20 protein-coding genes, 2 tRNA genes and 3 rRNA genes are annotated in these 21,224 nt (G+C 44.1%); 9 read left to right on the top strand and 16 right to left on the bottom strand.

Annotated elements, in window-relative coordinates; all coding sequences use genetic code 11:
- The first annotated feature begins 592 nt into the window (after positions 1-592).
- The 5 genes from HGD77_RS12530 to rrf all read left to right on the top strand — a co-directional run bounded on the left by HGD77_RS12530 (position 593) and on the right by rrf (position 6,033).
- Positions 593-2,129, top strand: a 16S ribosomal RNA gene (locus HGD77_RS12530).
- A gap of 60 nt (positions 2,130-2,189) precedes the next feature.
- Positions 2,190-2,266 (top strand) — tRNA-Ile (locus tag HGD77_RS12525).
- A 71-nt stretch (positions 2,267-2,337) separates the two neighbouring features.
- A tRNA-Ala gene (locus HGD77_RS12520) sits at positions 2,338-2,413 on the top strand.
- Positions 2,414-2,785: 372 nt separating this feature from the next.
- Positions 2,786-5,680, top strand: a 23S ribosomal RNA gene (locus HGD77_RS12515).
- A 238-nt stretch (positions 5,681-5,918) separates the two neighbouring features.
- Positions 5,919-6,033: ribosomal RNA gene (gene rrf, locus HGD77_RS12510) — 5S ribosomal RNA — on the top strand.
- The 16S, 23S and 5S rRNA genes sit together here with 2 tRNA genes alongside, the layout of an rRNA operon.
- A gap of 118 nt (positions 6,034-6,151) precedes the next feature.
- Here the strand turns inward: rrf and tnpC are convergent.
- From tnpC to rplM, 8 genes are all read right to left on the bottom strand, one after another.
- Positions 6,152-7,756 carry an IS66 family transposase gene (tnpC, locus tag HGD77_RS12505; protein WP_168730867.1) on the bottom strand — a complete coding sequence of 535 codons (1,605 nt, stop codon included), beginning with the start codon at positions 7,754-7,756 and terminating at the stop codon, positions 6,152-6,154.
- A gap of 74 nt (positions 7,757-7,830) precedes the next feature.
- Positions 7,831-8,166 carry an IS66 family insertion sequence element accessory protein TnpB gene (gene tnpB, locus HGD77_RS12500; protein WP_159373125.1) on the bottom strand — a complete coding sequence of 112 codons (336 nt, stop codon included), beginning with the start codon at positions 8,164-8,166 and terminating at the stop codon, positions 7,831-7,833.
- Positions 8,163-8,546, bottom strand: coding sequence for an IS66-like element accessory protein TnpA (tnpA, locus tag HGD77_RS12495; protein ID WP_004646130.1), 384 nt, complete (start codon positions 8,544-8,546; stop codon positions 8,163-8,165). Before tnpA ends, tnpB begins: the two co-directional genes overlap by 4 nt.
- 254 nt (positions 8,547-8,800) lie before the next feature.
- Positions 8,801-9,448, bottom strand: a complete 648-nt coding sequence (locus HGD77_RS12490; protein WP_004281678.1) for a hypothetical protein — start codon at positions 9,446-9,448, stop codon at positions 8,801-8,803.
- Between the two features lie 18 nt (positions 9,449-9,466).
- The gene (locus tag HGD77_RS12485; RefSeq protein WP_005248014.1) at positions 9,467-9,895 is read right to left on the bottom strand and encodes a ClpXP protease specificity-enhancing factor; all 429 of its coding nucleotides are present in this window, start codon (positions 9,893-9,895) and stop codon (positions 9,467-9,469) included.
- Between the two features lie 9 nt (positions 9,896-9,904).
- A complete protein-coding gene (locus HGD77_RS12480; RefSeq protein WP_005248012.1) occupies positions 9,905-10,558 on the bottom strand; it encodes a glutathione S-transferase N-terminal domain-containing protein in 654 nt (217 codons plus the stop codon).
- A gap of 331 nt (positions 10,559-10,889) precedes the next feature.
- Complete coding sequence (rpsI, locus tag HGD77_RS12475) at positions 10,890-11,276, bottom strand: 30S ribosomal protein S9 (RefSeq protein ID WP_004281681.1); 387 nt, start codon at positions 11,274-11,276, stop codon at positions 10,890-10,892.
- 13 nt (positions 11,277-11,289) lie between these two features.
- Positions 11,290-11,718, bottom strand: a complete 429-nt coding sequence (gene rplM / locus HGD77_RS12470) for a 50S ribosomal protein L13 (RefSeq protein WP_004281682.1) — start codon at positions 11,716-11,718, stop codon at positions 11,290-11,292.
- A 305-nt stretch (positions 11,719-12,023) separates the two neighbouring features.
- On the opposite strand from rplM, the gene pdxA reads away from it, so the two are divergent.
- The 3 genes from pdxA to HGD77_RS12455 are packed head-to-tail and all read left to right on the top strand — an operon-like array spanning position 12,024 to position 14,690.
- Positions 12,024-12,992: a 4-hydroxythreonine-4-phosphate dehydrogenase PdxA gene (pdxA, locus tag HGD77_RS12465; protein WP_005252786.1), complete on the top strand. Its 969-nt coding sequence runs from the start codon at positions 12,024-12,026 to the stop codon at positions 12,990-12,992.
- A 33-nt stretch (positions 12,993-13,025) separates the two neighbouring features.
- Entirely contained in the window at positions 13,026-13,838 is an 813-nt protein-coding gene (gene rsmA, locus HGD77_RS12460; protein ID WP_004645966.1) for a 16S rRNA (adenine(1518)-N(6)/adenine(1519)-N(6))-dimethyltransferase RsmA, read from the top strand.
- A gap of 6 nt (positions 13,839-13,844) precedes the next feature.
- On the top strand, positions 13,845-14,690 hold the full coding sequence (locus HGD77_RS12455; RefSeq protein ID WP_005252781.1) for a symmetrical bis(5'-nucleosyl)-tetraphosphatase: 846 nt from the start codon (positions 13,845-13,847) through the stop codon (positions 14,688-14,690).
- A gap of 53 nt (positions 14,691-14,743) precedes the next feature.
- Here HGD77_RS12455 and HGD77_RS12450 read toward each other — a convergent pair whose 3' ends face one another.
- From HGD77_RS12450 to HGD77_RS12430, 5 genes are all read right to left on the bottom strand, one after another.
- Positions 14,744-15,190, bottom strand: coding sequence for a DUF2147 domain-containing protein (locus tag HGD77_RS12450; RefSeq protein WP_004645964.1), 447 nt, complete (start codon positions 15,188-15,190; stop codon positions 14,744-14,746).
- 148 nt (positions 15,191-15,338) lie between these two features.
- Positions 15,339-15,788, bottom strand: a complete 450-nt coding sequence (locus HGD77_RS12445; RefSeq protein ID WP_085064220.1) for a DUF2147 domain-containing protein — start codon at positions 15,786-15,788, stop codon at positions 15,339-15,341.
- Between the two features lie 73 nt (positions 15,789-15,861).
- Positions 15,862-16,613, bottom strand: a protein-coding gene (locus HGD77_RS12440; protein ID WP_370981754.1) for an IS5 family transposase whose coding sequence is annotated in 2 segments (ribosomal slippage) — positions 15,862-16,379 and positions 16,379-16,613 — 753 coding nt in all. Because the reading frame shifts where the segments join, the coding sequence is not laid out codon by codon here.
- A gap of 78 nt (positions 16,614-16,691) precedes the next feature.
- Positions 16,692-17,141, bottom strand: a complete 450-nt coding sequence (locus tag HGD77_RS12435; protein WP_005248004.1) for a DUF2147 domain-containing protein — start codon at positions 17,139-17,141, stop codon at positions 16,692-16,694.
- Between the two features lie 204 nt (positions 17,142-17,345).
- Entirely contained in the window at positions 17,346-17,792 is a 447-nt protein-coding gene (locus HGD77_RS12430) for a DUF2147 domain-containing protein (RefSeq protein ID WP_168730866.1), read from the bottom strand.
- A gap of 162 nt (positions 17,793-17,954) precedes the next feature.
- Here HGD77_RS12430 and HGD77_RS12425 point away from each other — a divergent pair, with 162 nt between their 5' ends.
- Complete coding sequence (locus tag HGD77_RS12425; RefSeq protein WP_005104728.1) at positions 17,955-18,719, top strand: IS5 family transposase; 765 nt, start codon at positions 17,955-17,957, stop codon at positions 18,717-18,719.
- An 18-nt stretch (positions 18,720-18,737) separates the two neighbouring features.
- On the opposite strand, the gene HGD77_RS12420 is transcribed toward HGD77_RS12425, so the two are convergent.
- The 3 genes from HGD77_RS12420 to hflX are packed head-to-tail and all read right to left on the bottom strand — an operon-like array spanning position 18,738 to position 21,174.
- A complete protein-coding gene (locus HGD77_RS12420; protein WP_004281690.1) occupies positions 18,738-19,412 on the bottom strand; it encodes an LrgB family protein in 675 nt (224 codons plus the stop codon).
- A 9-nt stretch (positions 19,413-19,421) separates the two neighbouring features.
- A complete protein-coding gene (locus tag HGD77_RS12415) occupies positions 19,422-19,793 on the bottom strand; it encodes a hypothetical protein (RefSeq protein WP_004281691.1) in 372 nt (123 codons plus the stop codon).
- Positions 19,794-19,833: 40 nt separating this feature from the next.
- The gene (hflX, locus tag HGD77_RS12410) at positions 19,834-21,174 is read right to left on the bottom strand and encodes a ribosome rescue GTPase HflX (protein ID WP_168730865.1); all 1,341 of its coding nucleotides are present in this window, start codon (positions 21,172-21,174) and stop codon (positions 19,834-19,836) included.
- Positions 21,175-21,224: the final 50 nt, after the last annotated feature.

The following is a 21,224-nucleotide window of genomic DNA, read 5'->3' as shown; positions in this document are numbered from 1 at the left end:
TATTAACTCATCTGTTGTGTTTGATCTGAAATAAAGACAATAAAAAATTTTTAGATAGATATAGCAATTAAATTAACTAGAAATACCCATTGATAAGTAAATAAACTACTTTAAAACATCAATAATTGAATAAATTTTGAGTGAAAAATAGAAAAACCTGTATTTTTTGTAGAATAAATAAACAGTCGTGATATTTTTGCTGAATTATTTAAGAATAGGGGTTGTATTGGGTTGGGAATACTGTAGAATGCACATCCATCGGCGGTGATGAAGATTAAAACTTCTGATAAAACAGTGACTTAGTTGAGTTTAATTGAGTTCGGTTTTAGAAAGAAAGTTTAAAAATAGTTTTCATTACTGGTTGACTTTCTAGAGATAGAGAGTAATATAGCCGACCTAGCTTGCTGGTGACGAATTAGCAAGAAGATCATTAAGAGATTATGAAGAACAACTTGTGTGGATTTTTACTGATTGATTGATCGAAATTATTTTCATTGATTGATGGTAGAAATTACTCGAAGTTTATTTGAGAAATATTTGTCAGAAAATTGATGAGCCAAGATTGGTGCCCTTTAAGGCACTACATAGTATTAAACTGAAGAGTTTGATCATGGCTCAGATTGAACGCTGGCGGCAGGCTTAACACATGCAAGTCGAGCGGGGAAGAGTAGCTTGCTACTTGACCTAGCGGCGGACGGGTGAGTAATGCTTAGGAATCTGCCTATTAGTGGGGGACAACATCTCGAAAGGGATGCTAATACCGCATACGTCCTACGGGAGAAAGCAGGGGACCTTCGGGCCTTGCGCTAATAGATGAGCCTAAGTCGGATTAGCTAGTTGGTGGGGTAAAGGCCTACCAAGGCGACGATCTGTAGCGGGTCTGAGAGGATGATCCGCCACACTGGGACTGAGACACGGCCCAGACTCCTACGGGAGGCAGCAGTGGGGAATATTGGACAATGGGGGAACCCTGATCCAGCCATGCCGCGTGTGTGAAGAAGGCCTTTTGGTTGTAAAGCACTTTAAGCGAGGAGGAGGCTACCGAGATTAATACTCTTGGATAGTGGACGTTACTCGCAGAATAAGCACCGGCTAACTCTGTGCCAGCAGCCGCGGTAATACAGAGGGTGCAAGCGTTAATCGGATTTACTGGGCGTAAAGCGCGCGTAGGTGGCCAATTAAGTCAAATGTGAAATCCCCGAGCTTAACTTGGGAATTGCATTCGATACTGGTTGGCTAGAGTATGGGAGAGGATGGTAGAATTCCAGGTGTAGCGGTGAAATGCGTAGAGATCTGGAGGAATACCGATGGCGAAGGCAGCCATCTGGCCTAATACTGACACTGAGGTGCGAAAGCATGGGGAGCAAACAGGATTAGATACCCTGGTAGTCCATGCCGTAAACGATGTCTACTAGCCGTTGGGGCCTTTGAGGCTTTAGTGGCGCAGCTAACGCGATAAGTAGACCGCCTGGGGAGTACGGTCGCAAGACTAAAACTCAAATGAATTGACGGGGGCCCGCACAAGCGGTGGAGCATGTGGTTTAATTCGATGCAACGCGAAGAACCTTACCTGGTCTTGACATAGTAAGAACTTTCCAGAGATGGATTGGTGCCTTCGGGAACTTACATACAGGTGCTGCATGGCTGTCGTCAGCTCGTGTCGTGAGATGTTGGGTTAAGTCCCGCAACGAGCGCAACCCTTTTCCTTATTTGCCAGCGGGTTAAGCCGGGAACTTTAAGGATACTGCCAGTGACAAACTGGAGGAAGGCGGGGACGACGTCAAGTCATCATGGCCCTTACGACCAGGGCTACACACGTGCTACAATGGTCGGTACAAAGGGTTGCTACCACGCGAGTGGATGCTAATCTCAAAAAGCCGATCGTAGTCCGGATTGGAGTCTGCAACTCGACTCCATGAAGTCGGAATCGCTAGTAATCGCGGATCAGAATGCCGCGGTGAATACGTTCCCGGGCCTTGTACACACCGCCCGTCACACCATGGGAGTTTGTTGCACCAGAAGTAGGTAGTCTAACCTTAGGGGGGACGCTTACCACGGTGTGGCAGATGACTGGGGTGAAGTCGTAACAAGGTAGCCGTAGGGGAACCTGCGGCTGGATCACCTCCTTAACGAAAGATTGACGATTGGTAAGAATCCACAACAAGTTGTTCTTCATACGATGTATCTGAGGGTCTGTAGCTCAGTTGGTTAGAGCACACGCTTGATAAGCGTGGGGTCACAAGTTCAAGTCTTGTCAGACCCACCAAATCTGACTAAGGAAGCATGAAAGTGCTGAAGCAAACAGAACAGAACGATACATTGACTTATTGATAAGCTGGGGACTTAGCTTAGTTGGTAGAGCGCCTGCTTTGCACGCAGGAGGTCAGGAGTTCGACTCTCCTAGTCTCCACCACGTATCCTTCGGATACGGAATAAGCAAACGGTTTGATAGCTTATAGAGCTTAGTGATAAAGCAGCGTATAATGCGCGGCATTGTTATTAATCTCTGTGATTTATCACAGTTTCCTGACCTGACGAAGGCTGGAAAAATCATTAACAGAATATATTTGAGTTGAAATAATTTGTTCAAACTCGTTTCAAGTAGGCAACTACAAGAAATGAGTTCTAGCGAAATTAACTGAATCAAGCGTTTTGGTATATGAATCTAATTGAAGCTGTACAGTAGTTAAATCTACGAAACGCCAACTGTATGAGCGTGATGAGAGATCATCACAATCTGTTGCTTATCCTACTTGTAAGGATAAACGACTGTTTGGGGTTGTATAGTCAAGTAATTAAGTGCATGTGGTGGATGCCTTGGCAGTCAGAGGCGATGAAAGACGTGATAGCCTGCGAAAAGCTCCGGGGAGGCGGCAAATATCCTGTGATCCGGAGATGTCTGAATGGGGAAACCCACTTACCATAAGGTAGGTATTGCAACATGAATACATAGTGTTGCAAGGCGAACGAGGGGAAGTGAAACATCTCAGTACCCTTAGGAAAAGAAATCAATTGAGATTCCCTCAGTAGCGGCGAGCGAAAGGGGAAGAGCCCATTAAGTCATATAAGTTCTAGTGGAACGCTCTGGGAAGTGCGACCGTAGACGGTGATAGTCCTGTACACGAAAGGGCTTATATGATGATGTCGAGTAGGGCGAGGCACGTGAAACCTTGTCTGAATATGGGGGGGCCATCCTCCAAGGCTAAATACTCCTGACTGACCGATAGTGAACCAGTACCGTGAGGGAAAGGCGAAAAGAACCCCTGTGAGGGGAGTGAAATAGATCCTGAAACCGCATGCATACAAGCAGTGGGAGCCGGCTTAGTCCGGTGACTGCGTACCTTTTGTATAATGGGTCAGCGACTTATATTCAGTAGCAAGGTTAACCGCATAGGGGAGCCGTAGGGAAACCGAGTCTTAATAGGGCGTTTAGTTGCTGGGTATAGACCCGAAACCAGGTGATCTATCCATGAGCAGGTTGAAGGTTGGGTAACACTAACTGGAGGACCGAACCCACTGTCGTTGAAAAGCCAGGGGATGACTTGTGGATAGGGGTGAAAGGCTAATCAAACTTGGTGATAGCTGGTTCTCCCCGAAAGCTATTTAGGTAGCGCCTCGGACGAATACCATTGGGGGTAGAGCACTGTTTCGGCTAGGGGGTCATCCCGACTTACCAAACCGATGCAAACTCCGAATACCAATGAGTACTATCCGGGAGACAGACTGCGGGTGCTAACGTCCGTAGTCAAGAGGAAAACAATCCAGACCGCCAGCTAAGGCCCCAAAATTATAGTTAAGTGGGAAACGATGTGGGAAGGCATAGACAGCTAGGAGGTTGGCTTAGAAGCAGCCACCCTTTAAAGAAAGCGTAATAGCTCACTAGTCGAGTCGGCCTGCGCGGAAGATGTAACGGGGCTAAAACTATATGCCGAAGCTGCGGATGCATAATTTATTATGCGTGGTAGGGGAGCGTTCTGTAAGCCGATGAAGGTGGATTGAGAAGTCTGCTGGAGGTATCAGAAGTGCGAATGCTGACGTGAGTAACGACAATGCGAGTGAAAAACTCGCACGCTGAAAGACCAAGGGTTCCAGTCCAACGTTAATCGGGGCTGGGTGAGTCGACCCCTAAGGCGAGGCCGAGAGGCGTAGTCGATGGGAAATTGGTTAATATTCCAATACTTCTGTGTAATGCGATGAGAGGACGGAGAAGGTTAAGTCAGCCTGGCGTTGGTTGTCCAGGTGGAAGGTTGTAGGCATGTATCTTAGGCAAATCCGGGGTACTCTATGCTGAGAACTGATAGCAAGCTGTACTTGTACAGTGAAGTGGCTGATACCATGCTTCCAGGAAAAGTCTCTAAGCTTCAGTTACACAGGAATCGTACCCGAAACCGACACAGGTGGTCAGGTCGAGTAGACCAAAGCGCTTGAGAGAACTCTGCTGAAGGAACTAGGCAAAATGGTACCGTAACTTCGGGAGAAGGTACGCTGTTGTCTGTGATAGGACTTGCTCCTTGAGCGGGCGACAGCCTCAGAAACCAGGCCCCTGCAACTGTTTATTAAAAACATAGCACTCTGCAAACACGAAAGTGGACGTATAGGGTGTGATGCCTGCCCGGTGCTGGAAGGTTAATTGATGGGGTTAGCGTAAGCGAAGCTCTTGATCGAAGCCCCAGTAAACGGCGGCCGTAACTATAACGGTCCTAAGGTAGCGAAATTCCTTGTCGGGTAAGTTCCGACCTGCACGAATGGCATAATGATGGGGGCGCTGTCTCCAGCAGAGACTCAGTGAAATCGAATTCGCCGTGAAGATGCGGTGTACCCGCGGCTAGACGGAAAGACCCCGTGAACCTTTACTGCAGCTTGACATTGAACTTTGATCTTACTTGTGTAGGATAGGTGGGAGGCTTTGAAGTCGCGACGCTAGTTGCGATGGAGCCGTCCTTGAAATACCACCCTGGTAATATTGAGGTTCTAACTCTGTCCCGTTATCCGGGACGAGGACCATGTCTGGTGGGTAGTTTGACTGGGGCGGTCTCCTCCTAAAGAGTAACGGAGGAGTACGAAGGTGCGCTCAGCGTGGTCGGAAATCACGCGTAGAGTATAAAGGCAAAAGCGCGCTTAACTGCGAGACCCACAAGTCGAGCAGGTACGAAAGTAGGTCTTAGTGATCCGGTGGTTCTGTATGGAAGGGCCATCGCTCAACGGATAAAAGGTACTCTGGGGATAACAGGCTGATACCGCCCAAGAGTTCATATCGACGGCGGTGTTTGGCACCTCGATGTCGGCTCATCTCATCCTGGGGCTGAAGCAGGTCCCAAGGGTATGGCTGTTCGCCATTTAAAGAGGTACGCGAGCTGGGTTTAGAACGTCGTGAGACAGTTCGGTCCCTATCTACCGTGGGCGTTGGAAATTTGAGAGGATCTGCTCCTAGTACGAGAGGACCAGAGTGGACGAACCTCTGGTGTACCGGTTGTCACGCCAGTGGCATCGCCGGGTAGCTATGTTCGGAAGGGATAACCGCTGAAAGCATCTAAGCGGGAAGCCTACCTCAAGATAAGATTTCCCCGAGACTTTATGTCTCCTAAAGAGCCGTTGAAGACTACGACGTTGATAGGTTGGATGTGGAAGCATAGTGATATGTGAAGCTGACCAATACTAATTGCTCGTGAGGCTTGACTATACAACACCCAAACAGTTGTTGTACGAACTTCGAAAGAAGTGAAGCTCAATTGATTCGATATTAAACAAAGTGACTTGATTTAGTTACGCTAAACGAACAAACTACTGCAACTCAGATATACCTGTTAATGAACGATGTTCAAAACACTGTTTTGAACGAGTGCAAGATTTGGAAAAAGCATTGGCATACACTGAAAAGTGACTAAATAAGACCAAAGCAAGTATCCATAAACAGTTGTGCTGGCGACCATAGCAAGAGTGAACCACCTGATCCCTTCCCGAACTCAGAAGTGAAACCTCTTAGCGCTGATGGTAGTGTGGGGTTACCCATGTGAGAGTAAGTCATCGCCAGCTCATTATTCGAAAATCCCCCTCCGCTAAGGCAGAGGGGGATTTTTTTGTGCGTGGAATTTTAGATAAGATATTTAACATATCTATATCGTAAGCGTCCGCTGAATCCCATGCCTATTTTTTAATTTTGGTCGGATTTCCAGCGGTGTGGCAGTAATTCTTCTATTTGGGTCACTTTATGTGTCGGCAACCTTTTCAGCACATCACTTAAATAGGCATACGGATCCAGCCCATTCAGCTTTGCTGACTGGATTAAAGTCATGATATTGGCTGCTCGTTGACCACTGCGCAGCGAACCTGCAAATAGCCAGTTCTTTCGTCCCAAGGCCCAGGGGCGCATTGAGTTCTCTGCCCAGTTATTGTCAATGGGTAGATTGCCATCATCCAGATAGCGGCTTAAAGCTGGCCAACGCTTCAGACTGTAATTGATGGCCTTGGCGGTTGGAGAACTCGATGGCACCGTCAGATAATGTTGGTTGAGCCATTCATACAGTTGTTGCATCACCGGTTGGCTGTGCTGTTGCCGGTATTCGCGGCGGTCTTCCGCTGTACTATCGGTCTTTTTCCTGAGTTCTGCTTCTATCCCATACAGTTTCTGAATCAGCACTAATGCCTGTTCAGCGACCTGACTTTTCCCGGTCACATGCAGTTCATGGAATTTACGACGTGCATGGGCCATGCAGCCCACCTCAATGACCTGGCCTGATTTAAAGCGTGCTTTATAACCACTGTAATCATCACAGACCAGATGGCCCTGCCAGCCATTCAGGAACTCTTCAGCATGCTGACCTGAACGGCTATCCTGAAAGTCATAGATCACCGCTTGAACTGGATTGTACTGTGTGGTGGCATAGGCCCAGACATAACCTTTCTTCGGTTTTTTCTCATTCTCACCCATCCGCATGATGGTGACCGGCGTTTCATCGGCATGGATCACCCGCTGTTGCAACACCACCTCTTTTAAGGCATTAGCCAGAGGTTCCAGTTCCACACCGCAGCGACCAATCCAGTCAGATAAAGTGGATCTGGACAGATCAATGCCAGCCCGCTGATAGATTAGGCGCTGACGGTACAGCGGCAAATGATCGGCATACTTCGATACCAGCACATGGCTGAGCAATTCAGGTGAAGCAATGCCTTTATCAATCACATAGGCGGGCATCGCTTGCTGAGTCAGAGTGTCGCACTGATCACAGACCCATTTGCCACGGACATGCTGTTCCTTGTAGAACTGTGCCGGTCTGAAATGCAGTTTTTCACTGATATCTTCGCCGATACGACGTAACTGGCAGCCACAACTGCATTGGGTTGATGCAGGTTCATGCTCAATACGGATGGTGTGTAGATGATCTGGCAGCAGTCGACGTTTAGGTTTGTTGACTGTGGCTTTCTGTGTCGCTGCATCGGTTTTATCTGCATTTAATCGTTCTAATTCTAGATCAACGGCTGCAATATCTTCTTCGACCGCTTCATCCCAGAGATGGATTTGTTTTGCGGTGAGATGTTCGTTTTTACTGCCGAATTTGTGCTTTTTAAACAGCGCCAGTTCATGCTCGTATTTTTGATTGAGAATGGAAAGATGTTGGTTGCATGCTTCAAGATGCTGAACTTTGGTATCTAATTGTTGGTTATCTTCTGCGAGTTGTTGATGCTGCATTGCCAACTGTCTGGTAAATTCCAGCAGTTGTTCATGGGTCAGTTGGCTTAAGTCAGGCAGCGTATTCATGACCGCAGTATGCCTGAGGTCATGACGCAGAGGAAATAGAACGTTTGGAGAATAGCAGAATGGACCAAGCTAGTTTAGAGCATTGTGACCACTTGCTGTCGTCCAATGCGCTGCCAAGGCAAACCCTGGATCAGTGCCTGTAACTGTTCCGGGCTGAGGGCTACGCTTTCACCCTGGTGAACTTTAGCCCAGTGAAATTTGCCCTGTTCCAGCCGCCGGGCACACAGCCAGATCCCCAGTCCATCATGCACCAGTACTTTCATGCGATGGCCACGTTTATTACAGAACAGGTAAGCACAATGCGGTTTGATGTAGCCAAAGGCTCTCACCACCTGAGCCATGATAGTATCCATCCCTGCTCGCATATCCAGAGGTTGGGTAGAAAGCCAGATTTCATCGATACGGATCATGTTGCCAGTGCCTTGAGTAATTCTGCTAAAGCAGATATTTCTGATACTTGCCATTTCAAGCCAATTTCTGCTTTTGAGTGGGGTAAAGTAATTTGAACCTTTAACATGTCAGTAGGAGTAGGATCTAATGGTGCAGAGCAAGATAAGGCAATAAATGCAGGTTTATTCGGTAGTGGTGAGCGATCATTCCCTGGCTTAGCATCAATTAAGCGAATCCATTTGGATACAAGATTTGTATTCAATCCATGTTGCAAAGCGACTGAAGCAATTGAAACGTCCGGTGCTTTACAAGCCTGAACGATCTGCTGTTTAAATTCAGCACTGTATGTTCTTCGTTTTTTCGCAAGAGATGCGATGGATGTCTGGTGATTTGTAGTCATAAATTTTAGTCCCCACTTGTTTTTAAGTGGGGACTAAATTAAGGCTTATAGGATGAATTCAGAAGGTGTGTTCAGCGGACGCTTACTCTATATCTCAAAGTTGATCAGATTCTTCTGAGACAGAGAATTCCTGTTAATTTGTTTGACCTATTGGGATCTCTGTAAAACTAGCGGTATAAGAGTTTACAAGCTGATCTTATAAACCTTACAAAATAAAAAACCAGCGAATCGCTGGTTTTTTATTGCAGACTATTTTAGCCAAACACGCGCATTACGGCTGCGATTAATACCCAAAGAATGACAATCGCCACGATGGGTTCAACAATCTTTGCCCATGTTGGGGTATTGATAACAATGACTTCTTCGACATCTTGATGCTGCTGATTCTGGCTTACCATTTGATTAAACTCCTTCATTGATGCTTCCAATGATAGCTCTTCTTGCACAATTGGTTTAGAGCCTTTGAGTTCTGTTAGCTTGTTTGTTGTCCAAACCCAATCATCTGCTTGACCAGATAAATGTTCAATTTGCCCGGTCAGTAATTCCTGAATGCTATGGATATTATGGTTGCCGGTATCATGCAGTTGTTTTAATTCAATAAGCTGTAAATGAAAAATTTCTGAAGTGCTGTGCTCAAGCTGGGCTCGATCCAGAGTAGATTGATTTTCCGGACTGGTAGCGAGATGACGCACGATTTCCAGGATATATAATTCATCAGGATGATTGATTTCATTATAAATTTTTTGTGGGTTATGACGCCATTCAGTAATAAGTTTTCCTAAAGTTAAGGCATTGATTTCTGATATATATTTTCGTCTTTCTTCTTTTGTATATTCTTTTAGAAGCTCAGGCTTTTGAGTCTCTATCTGTTCAACAAAATATTGTACTAAATCAAAAGCCATTCACTTGCTCCATTATTTTTAATCTAATAGTCTTAAAGTCGGTTTTTTCTTTGGTTGTTCAGTTTGTTCTTCAGTGCTTGATTTTAAAGCATCTTCATCATTTTGTGTATGCTCATATTCACCTGGATCAAAGAATAAACCTTGACTATTTTCACGTGCATAAATGCCGAGTACTGCTGCCATAGGCACATAAATATCACGAGAAACGCCACCAAAGCGAGCCGAGAAGCTAATGGCATCATTGCTCATATGCAGCGCATGCACGGCATGTGGCACAATATTCAGAACAATCTGTCCATCTTTAATAAACTGCTCAGGAACCATGGTATTTGGGCGTGTGGCATCCACCAGCAGGTAAGGCGTCATATTGTTATCGCAAACCCACTCATAGATTGCACGTGCCATATAGGGACGGGTAGGGCTAAGGTTGAATTCTTGTTCGGACATGATGTTTCTCTATGGATGTTTGAGTTGCACTGAATAACGGTTCTTTTCCTGCAATGTCATGGATTTTACAAAGGCAGGACGACTAAAAATTCGTTGGCAATATAAATAAAACGGACGGCATTGCTGCTGTGGTAATTCTACGCCCATCTGTTTCAGACGGATAAAAATTGGTGCCAGCATACAATCCAGGATACTAAATTGTTCAGACATAAAATAGGGAAAATGTTGGAATAGTGGCATCAATGAAATCAGGATATCCTGTAACTGTTTTTGTGCCTGAGCTTTGGCTTTCTTATCCAGCGTATCAGGATGGCGTAACATGATATCAGCCAGCTTCAGCCAGTCATTTTCAAAGCGCCAGATGTATTGTCGTTGCTCTGCCCGGGGCATCGGAGCATCGGCATACAGTTTGTTCTGACGATAACGATCATCTACATATTCAGAGATAATTGAAGTATTAAATAATTTGAGTTCATTTTCGATCAGCATCGGCAATTGATTATAAGGATTGAGACTGGCCAGATCCTCATCATCGGCATCCACCAAAATCAGGTTATATTTAATCTGTTTTTCGGTAAGCACATAGCGAATCCAATGGGAACGAAAGTCATCGGCATGACTATAGAGAGTGATTCCTTGAAGAGGCGCGCTTTCGACTGACATAAATCCTGATGAGCTTCTAATGAATAGACTAGGATACTAAAATTCAACCTAAAAAGCACCAAGCATCAAAGATCAATCGGCTTGAGCCGAGGTAGATTATAAGAAAAACAACTGGAGGAAAATAAGATGCTGATCAAGCTTCCTGTCATTTTGCTGTTTATCTGTATTGGGATCGCAAATTATTATTTGATGAAGTCATTCTGGTGTCATGAAGGGGTGTGGGGTAAGGATGTGCATGAACAATAACAAGGAAAAAGGTCTAAATTACCAATTAACTACCATAAAAAAACCCTGGAAAATCCAGGGTTTTTTGTCCGAGTCGGTAAACGAATTAACGTTTAGAGAACTGAGGACGTTTACGAGCTTTACGTAAACCAAGTTTCTTACGTTCAACTTCACGAGCATCACGAGTAACGAAACCAGCTTGACGAAGAGCAGGTTTTAAAGTTTCGTCAGAAGCGATCAATGCACGAGTAATACCGTGACGGATAGCGCCTGCTTGACCACCAATACCACCACCAGCAACAGTGATGTAAAGGTCATATTTGTCAGTAGCTTCAAGAAGCTCAAGTGGTTGGTTAACAACCATACGAGCAGTTTCACGACCGAAATACTGTTCAAGAGTACGGTTGTTAATTACGAGTTTACCAGTACCAGCTGATAGGAAAACACGTGCAGTTGCGGTCTTACGGCGACCTGTACCATAATTAGTAGCCATGTGCTGTTATCCCTTAGATGTCCAAAACTTGTGGCTGTTGAGCAGCGTGTGGATGCTCAGTACCTGCATACACTTTCATTTTCTTGATCATTGCATAACCAAGAGGACCTTTAGGTAACATACCTTTAACAGCTTTTTCTAGAACTGCTTCTGGTTTGTGAGCGATTAACTTTTCAAAGTTAGTCTCACGGATACCACCAGGGAAACCAGTGTGGCGATAGTATTTCTTATCTTGTGACTTTTTACCAGTCACAGTGATTTCTTCAGCATTGATAACAACGATGTAGTCGCCAGTGTCAACGTGAGGAGTATAAGAAGTTTTATGCTTACCGCGTAAACGACGAGCGATTTCAGTCGCAAGGCGACCTAAAGTTTTGCCAGAAGCATCAACAACGTACCAGTCGTGTTGAACTTCAGCTGGCTTAGCGCTGAGAGTTTTCATTAAACCACTACCTATTATAGTTGGTTTGGACTATGGAATCTGTCCAAACTAAAGGAGACGCGATTCTAAACGAATACGTGAAGAATCACAAATGAAAATTAAAATTTCAAGCGCTGTATTTTATCTAATCTCCCTGGTGAAAGAAAGACCTAAGCCTTTATATGCTACAAAAACTGCAACTATATTTGTAACCATAGTTTCAATGGTATCAAAATATTGATTTATAAGTACTCTTTGCAATGATTACTACAGCGTAGGCGTGATCGGGTTATAATATTTCTCAGCTTTGCCAAATTGAGAAGATGATGCTGCCTTTATATGTCACCAGTGGGGAACCTGCCGGAATTGGTCCTGATATTTGCCTGAGTCTTGCAGATCGTGTTGATGAGCGCCCAATTGTGGTATTGGCGGATATTCATATGCTCGAGCAACGTGTTCAGATACTCAAATTATCGGTTGAGCTGATTGAATATCAAGGACAGGAGTCATCTTCAGGCATCGGTCAGCTATTTGTAGAGCATGTTCCCGTGCAGCAAGACGTCGTATTGGGTGAGCTGAATCCGAACAATGCGGCTTATGTACTGGAGCAACTGCGTCGATCCGCAGACTATGCCATGTCAGGAAAAAGTGTCGGCGTCGCGACTGCGCCTGTACAAAAGTCCGTGATAAATGAAGCGGGCATTTCTTTTAGTGGTCATACCGAGTATTACCAGGAATTTGCTGGTGTTCCACGTGTAGTCATGATGCTGGCCACCAAAACTTTACGCGTGGCCTTGGCCACTACCCATCTTCCGCTTCGTGCCGTGGCAGATGCGATTACGCCTGAACGCTTGCATCAGGTGATTGATATTCTGATTCACGACCTGAAATCCAAATTCAAGATTGAACAGCCGAATATACTGGTTTGCGGTTTAAATCCGCATGCCGGGGAGGGCGGTTATTTGGGGATGGAAGAAATTGAAGTGATCAATCCGGTACTCGAAAGCTATCGTGCCCAAGGTATCAACATGAGTTTAAGCCTACCTGCTGATACTTTATTTACTCCAGAAAACCTAAAAGATGCTGATGCTGTTCTGGCGATGTATCACGATCAGGGCTTACCTGTGTTAAAATCACAGGGCTTTGGTGAAGCCATTAATATTACCCTCGGCTTACCGTTTATTCGAACTTCTGTTGATCATGGCACAGCACTCTCCCTTGCGGGGACGGGACTTGCGAAAAGTTCCAGCCTGCACGTTGCTGTCGATTTAGCCCTCGATCTGGCGCGCCACTGATTATTGTTCATCACTCACGTTGGAAATGTTTTTATGTATCAAATTAATGCCTTAAACCCAAAAGATGAAGGGCATCAGGCTCGAAAAAGATTTGGTCAAAACTTTTTACATGACCAGCGTGTCATTGCCAAAATTGTACGCTCAGTCAATCCGCGTCCAGGTCAGAACATTCTGGAAATTGGCCCGGGTCTGGCCGCTTTGACTTCACCTTTAATTGGTGAATGTGATGCCTTAACCGTACTTGAGCTGGATCGTGATCTGGCTGCTGGCCTGCCGGGTCGTGTGCCGCATCCGGAACGTTTAACCATTATTGAAGCCGATGCCTTGAGATACGATTATTCTCAGTTGTTCCAGGAAGATCGTCCATTACGTGTGGTCGGTAACTTGCCCTATAATATTTCAACGCCACTGTTATTCCATCTCTTGGAATTTGGTGACAAAGTGCAAGACATGCATTTCATGCTGCAAAAAGAAGTGGTAGACCGCATTACCGCATCACCCAATACCAAAGAATATGGCCGTCTGTCGGTGATGATTCAATATTTCTGTAAACCGACTTTCTTGTTCGAAGTGCCACCTGGATCTTTTAATCCGCCTCCAAAAGTAACTTCTGCGGTATTCCGTTTAGAGCCTTATAAAGTTAAACCGATTGTGGCGAAGAATGAAAAAGCGCTGGCACGTCTGGTATCTCATGTCTTTACCCAGCGTCGTAAAACCTTGCGTAACAGCTTGAAGGGTATGCTGGTCGAAGAGGGTTTTGAAAAAGCGGGTGTTGACCCGATGGCGCGTCCAGAAACCCTGACCCTTGAACAGTTTGTTGCACTTTCAGATCAAATGGTGGCTTAAATTACGATGAACCGTACTGCTCGATATAATTATGTGATTGGTGATGTTCAAGGCTGTTTTGAGGCCTTGAAAGCTTTACTCAAGGAAATCCAGTTTGATGCAGAACAAGATTTTATCTGGTTTGCTGGAGATTTGGTGGCACGTGGTGAAAACTCCATTGCTGCACTGCGGTTTATCAAAAAGCTGGCTGAACAGGGTGCGGCTGCGACGGTCTTGGGAAATCATGATTTGACTTTGCTGGCCTATGCCCGCGGCATTAAACCGGTGAAAGAAAAAGACAATGTCCGTGATGTGATTGATGCCATCGACAGTGATGACCTAATTGACTGGCTGCGTAAACAGCCACTGTGTCTATTTCCAAATGAGCAGACCATCCTGACGCATGCAGGGATTCCGAATATCTGGAGTGCAGAAAAAACTATTCAATTGGCACAAGAAGTTGAAGCGATCATTGCTCATGATGACTTTGAGGTGTTAGATGATTTTCTGAAAGAAATGTTTGGGAAAGAGCCGGCACTTTGGTCGGATCAGCTACAAGGCCATGAACGTATTCGTTGTATTGTGAATTACTTGACCCGTATGCGTTTAACCGATGCTGAGGGACGTCTGGAATATAGCTTTAAAGATGCGCTGGATGATCCGATGCCGGAGGGTTTTAAACCCTGGTTTGAGTTTGAATCACAGGCAGCACAAACTCATCAGATCCTGTTTGGTCATTGGGCCGCCTTGAATGGTAAAACCATTTCGAACAAGATTCAGAATGTAGATGGCGGTTGTGTCTGGGGCAATCAACTGATGGCATTCCGCCTGGAAGATCAGCAGATGTTTGCAGTGGATAATCCGGTGATGTAAGCACATTCCATAAAAAAGCCACGTGATTACGTGGCTTTTTTAGTTTTAAAAATTTAGTCTGCTCGAATCCAGGTCTGGTTACGGCCTAGAACTGAAACGCCCATACTGGCACGTAAGGTTAAACGTTTACCTGTATTGTTTAAACGCATTTTTGCATCATAAATTTTACCTGCCAATGGATCGATAATACGACCTTTATCATAATTCTTGGTACCTTCAACCAGTTTTAGGCCTTTTAAAATGGTCATGCCTAAAATAGGCTGATTGGTATAAGGTGCAGGGCAGTTATTGCATTTTTCACGTGGGTTATAGTCTGGGCGAGGCGTGATTTTTACAATTTTGCCTGAATAGGTATTATTTGCTTCTTTGCTAATGACGATAATCGCTTTAGCCGCCCCCGTTTTATCATCAATTTGTTGCCAGGTCCCGGTAATATCGTCTGCCCAAAGATTGGTCATACATCCTGCTGTAAGCGCGGCAAGTAATATTTTTTTAAACATAGAGAGTCATTCCAAAGAATTTTTATCATCGCCCGCTCATGTTAGAAATCTTACTAAAATAGTCAACACTTATCTGCATACTATAGAGTTGATACACTAAAAAAAAGCTGCCAAGTTAGCAGCTTTTTTGAATAATGAGAATTAGGTACTAATCTTGGCGAATCCAGGTCTGGCTACGGCCTAAGGCGGACACACCGACATAACCACGCAAGGTTAAACGTTTACCATTGGCATTTAGACGCACTCGAGCATCATAAATTTTACCTGCCAATGGATCAATCACTTTACCTTTTTCATAATTATTGGTGCCTTCCACATGTTTTAAGCCAGTCAATACATCCATACCCAGGATCGGTTGATTGGTATAAGGCGCAGGACATTTATTACAGGTCTTCTGTGGGGTATAGCCTGGACGTGGAGTCACTTTGATAATTTTTCCAGCAAAAGTTCCATTATCATTTTGACGAATTTCAATAATCGCTTTTGGTGAGCCGGTTTTATCATCAATTTGCTGCCAGATGCCAGTCAGATCCTGTGCATAAGCAGTCCCAGTCATCAGTGCAGCGATGAACATTAATCCTAATTTAGTTTGTTTCATTATATTTATCCCTTTTTTATAGATGAATAAAATATCCCCAACACAAAAGTGCTGTTTTTATTAGGGTGTGTCCTCATTTGGCTTTGCACCAAATAAATATACAGGCTATACGAATCATAGATTTATAATTGCGTGCCAGTTTATCAAATCGAGTTGCAATAGCACGGAAATGTTTTAATCTCGCAAAAGCATTTTCAACTAAATGTCTTAATTTATATAGATATTTATCAAATTCCTTATTCGATCTCTTACTGTTTGATCTCAATGGAATAATGGGAATCATATTCTTGTTCTTGGCATATATTCTAATGTGCTCAGCATCATACCCCTTATCAGCAATGAGATAAGTTGCCTCGTCTACCGTATCAATCAGTTGTTTTGCAACTTGACTGTCGTGGACGTCACCCCCAGTGATTTTAAAATCAATCGGTAATCCATTCGCGTCGGTTGCAAGATGTATTTTTGTTGTTCGTCCACCACGTGATTGTCCAATTGCTCTTTCGAAACCATGCCGAGCTCCACTTGCATGTTGATGCACGCGTATGTAACTTCCGTCAATGAATACCCATTCTTGATCCAAGACGCCTCGTAATCTAAAAAAAATTTATCCCACAATCCCTTGCTTGCCCAACGATTAAAGCGATTGTAAGCAGTTTGCCAAGGACAAAATTCTTGGGGAATATCACGCCATGTGGCGCCTGTACGCAGTTTCCATAAGATCGCTTCCATGATATTTCTACTATTCTTTGAACAGTAACAACCGTGTAATCGCATAGTATCTTGAATTTGCTGCCAGATATCATCGGTGAGAAGAGTACGTGCCATTGAAAAAATATAGAAATCAAAAGAGCTTAAAGGAGGATTTTAAGTATTTAAAACCAATTTTTCAAATGAGGACACGCCCTAATCCTGGCGAATCCAGGTTTGTGTGCGACCAATTGCAGATATCCCGATATATCCACGTAAAGTCAGTCGTTTCCCATTGGCAGAAATCCGCCCTTTTAAATCATAAATTTTGCCGGTGAGTGGATCGAGTACCCGGCCATGTGCATAGTTATTTTTGGTGGTGGGTTTCAGTCCTTTAATAACGTCTAATCCCAAAATCGGTTTATCGGTATAAGGTGATGGACATTTGACACATTTTTCTCGTGGTGTATAACCTGGGCGAGGTGTGACTTTAGTAATCGTTCCGGTATAGGAGCCATCAGCCTGAGTTTTCATTTCAATCAATGCTTTAGGTGAGCCGGTTTTATCATCAATCTGTTGCCAGAGACCAGATAACTCCTGAGCAAAGGCCATAGAGCCTGTGAATAAAGAAGCTGAAAAAACAGTTAAAATTGCGATTTTATACATGCGATATCCTTATCCTTCTTTTTTTATGAACATTCACCTAATTCCATGTGGTGAATGTTGATGCAAACTACGTTAATGCACTTTCATAATCTATATTGCATGAAAAAAGCATATGTTTAATATTCATACAACTTAATGCATTAAAATGCAAGCTTCTATCTACTAAAGCATAACCCCGTCACATTTTATTTAATAAAGCAGGAATTAATCCTGCTTAATCCAGGTTTGACTACGGCCTAGCGCTGAAACGCCGATATAGCCACGTAGGATCAGACGTTTCCCATTGGCACTTAATTTTGCCTTGGTGTTATAAAGATTCCCTGATAATGGATCAAGCAGCTTGCCTTGAGCAAAACTGTTATTGCCGACGTGCTTTAAGCCAGTGAGTACATCCAGACCAAGAATAGGTTTATTGGTATAAGGTGCGGGACAGGACACACAATTTTCTTTCGGAGTATATCCAGGACGCGGGGTGATTTTTGTGATCTTGGCAGCATAGACGCCGGAAGCCGTCTCACGAATTTCCAGGAATGCTTTAGGCGAACCGGTTTTGTCGTCAATACTTCGCCATGTTCCTGAAATATCGGAAGCCAAGGCCAGATGGCTGAAAGAGGCTAAAAGTAAAGTTGAAAAAAATTGAACCTTATTCATATATCTGTTCCTAGGTTGGATTAGTGTTCTTACTCTATAGTAAGAACGATTACCACATAAAACAAATGAATAATTTGATTCACTAGGGTCTGTTGACATTTTCTGTTCAAAAAAATAGCGAGAAAGTAAAATTTAATCGCCAAACTAAATTTACTTCTCGCTATGCCTCGTACAATGCTGAATGATCAACACTGGTCTAAGTTACTTTCTATTTTCCGAAATTTTGATATCTATTTCAAATCTAATTTGAGAAATTTTGTCGAAGCAATACTTTATAGAATAAGAACAGGCTGCCCATGGCGTGATTTGCCTAAAGAATTTGGTTCGTATAACTCAATCTTTAAAAAATATAATCGTTGGTGTAAAAATGATAAGTTAATGAAAATATTTAAATTAATTTCTTCAAGTGCTGATATGGAATGGGTTTTTATTGATGGTAGTCATGTTCGGGCACACCAACATTCTGCTGGAATAAAAGATCAGGATATTTCTAAAAGCATTGGTGGAAATAGTTCTAAAATACACTTAGCTGTTGATGCGGATGGCAATCCAATCGAAATTATTATCTCCGATGGAACGATACATGATGTCAAGATTGCTCCCAAAATGATTGAAAAACTTGATTTGAGTGAAACGGAAGTATGTTGTGCAGACAAAGGATATGACTCTGAATCATTAAGAGAACAAATATCTGCGAAAAAAACTAAAGCGAATATTCCAAGAAAATCAAATACTCAGTCAAATAATGATCATATGGATTGGTATTTATATAAAATCAGACACTTAGTTGAGAATGCATTTTGTAGGTTAAAGCAGTTCAGAGGAATAGCAACACGATATGATAAGCTAAAGTGTAGCTATGAGGGGGCAGTTGCATTATCTTGTATATTTATTTGGCTACCTTTATCGGGTAAATTCTATACTTGAAATGTCAACAGACCCTAGTCACATTTTTTGCAAATAAAGTATAAAAGTTGGCAACCAGATCGCGGTAAAGACCGCATTTACCGCCATGCCAAAAGCAGCATAACGACCTGCAACACTGCCGCGCTGCCAGGCCTGAGCTGTGCCAATAGCATGTGCGGCCAGTCCTAAAGCCAGTCCGGAAGCACGTTCATCATTGATATGTCTCAGAATAAATGGAGAAAAGGCTGCACCAATCACGCCGGAAAGAATCACGATTAGAATGACCATGCTAATAGGTGCATCCAGCAAGGTGGCAATATTGATGGCAATAGGTGTAGTTACTGCGCGGGTAGCAAATGCCATAATATCGGCAGAAGACATGTGCAGTAGATAGGCCAGTCCCATCGGCAAGGCCACAGCACTGATGCTGGCAAAAACCAGAATGCCGATAATGGCTTTCAGTGGCAAATCGTCATAGCGCATTGCGGCCAACGGAATGGCCAAGGCAACAGTCACATAGCCAAGTAAATGGTTGAAAAGCGGATTAACTTCATCCATGTAATTTTCATAGGGAATGCCCAGCACAAATAAAATCACCAGTACAAAGAACATGCTGAACACGATGACGGGAATTTGCGGTATGAACCGGTTACAGGGTTTGGCAATCAGATAGGCGCTGAGCGTAACCGCAAAGCCATACAAAATAGATAACATGCGGAACTCCTATAACCAGCGCTTGGCCATTTTGGCGTAAATCCATAAAGGAATCAGGGTGCTGAAAAACATGATGAACAGAAAGGCCGGAATTTTCTGGCCCATATGTACCAGCATCATCAGTGCACCTGCACTGACAGGCAGGAAAGCAAAGGCACTTTCCTTCATCAGTTTGTTATTGGTATCCACGAGGCGGGCGGGGAGTTTGCCGAAGTAGCGCCAGGTAAACAGCGCAATTAAAAGGCTCAATAACCCGACCAGATTGCCTAATTCAGGATGATTCAGTTGGGTCATTAACCAGACCGAAGCTTCCCGAAAGACAATAATAAGTAACAGGGTGCCAATCCATGCTGGCCAATCTATTCGTTTTATCCAGTTCATTGCTATGATCATTAATATTAATAAGTTTACTTATCAAGTTTTACTCGATCTTTGACTGGATTTCAAACGCTTCCAGTGGACGCTGAAATTGCTGCGCCTGTTTGCCTAGAATTTCATCTAAAGGTAAATGCGCCTGTTTAATCAACTGTTCCAGTTTTTGTGGGGCAATTCGAATATGCAGATGTAGCTGACCTTCATCATCATAATGTTCAGACTGGATCACATTCAAACTATAGAGCTGGTTACGCAGCTTGCCATAAGCGGGTTTCAGGATTAAATCGAAGGACTGTAGTTGCCCCATCAAGGACTCATGTACCGCTTTACGCAGCAGGTCGATACCTTCGCCACTATGTGCCGAAACATAGACCCGTTCCGGTTCACCTGGACGTCGATAAATAATTTTGGCTTCTTCACCGCTACAGTCAATTTTATTGTAAACCTGCAGGATCGGAACATCGGCTCCAATTTCTTTCAGCACTTTTTCTACAGCTTCAATCTGCTCCAGCATTTCTGGGCTGCTTGAATCAATGACATGCAGTAACAGCGTGGCTTCTACGGTTTCCTCCAAAGTTGCTTTAAAGGATTCCACCAGAGAATGTGAAAGATTACGGACAAAACCGACCGTATCGGCCAGCACCAGATTGCCGATCCCATCCCATTCCAGACGCCGTAAAGTAGGGTCCAAGGTTGCAAACAGCTGATCGGCTGCATAGACATCGCTGTTGGCGAGTAAATTAAAGAGGGTCGACTTGCCGGCATTGGTATAGCCGACTAAAGATACTGTTGGAACAGCTGCTTTTTGACGGGCAACACGGCCTTGCATCCGGGTCTGGCGGACTTTATCAATGCGTGCCTTGAGTTGTCCCATACGGATACGCAGCAAACGGCGGTCTGTTTCAAGCAGGGTTTCACCCGGGCCACGTAAACCGATCCCGCCTTTCTGGCTGTCGAGATTGCCACGACTACGAATTAAACGTGAAGATAAATGTTGTAACTGTGCCAGTTCGACTTGCAGCTTACCTTCATAGGTACGGGCACGCTGGGCAAAAATATCCAGAATCAGTTCAGTACGATCGACCACGCGGCATTTAATCACCTGTTCCAGATTACGGGCTTGGGCTGGGGTTAGGGCATGGTCAAAAATGACCAGATTGGCCTCCAGCTCTTCAACACGTTCAGCGATTTCTTCTGCCTTGCCGGAGCCGATAAAAAATTTGGCATCGGGTTTCACCCGCTGAGAATAAATATGTTCCAGAATTTCAGCATCTGCAGACTGGGCCAGCAAACGAAACTCTTCAGCATCAAGGTCATCCAGCATTTGTACGCTGACACTCACCAGAATGACGCGCTCTTTCCCTCGATGTTGTTGTAAATATTCCACTCAGGCCAATCTCCACTTGAAAACTTTAGTGTAGTTGAAAAAGGGCTGAG

The sequence above is a fragment of the Acinetobacter sp. NEB149 genome, assembly GCF_012516415.1.
Lineage (GTDB): Bacteria > Pseudomonadota > Gammaproteobacteria > Pseudomonadales > Moraxellaceae > Acinetobacter > Acinetobacter lwoffii_V.
This window is presented reverse-complemented; position numbering and strand designations above follow the sequence as displayed.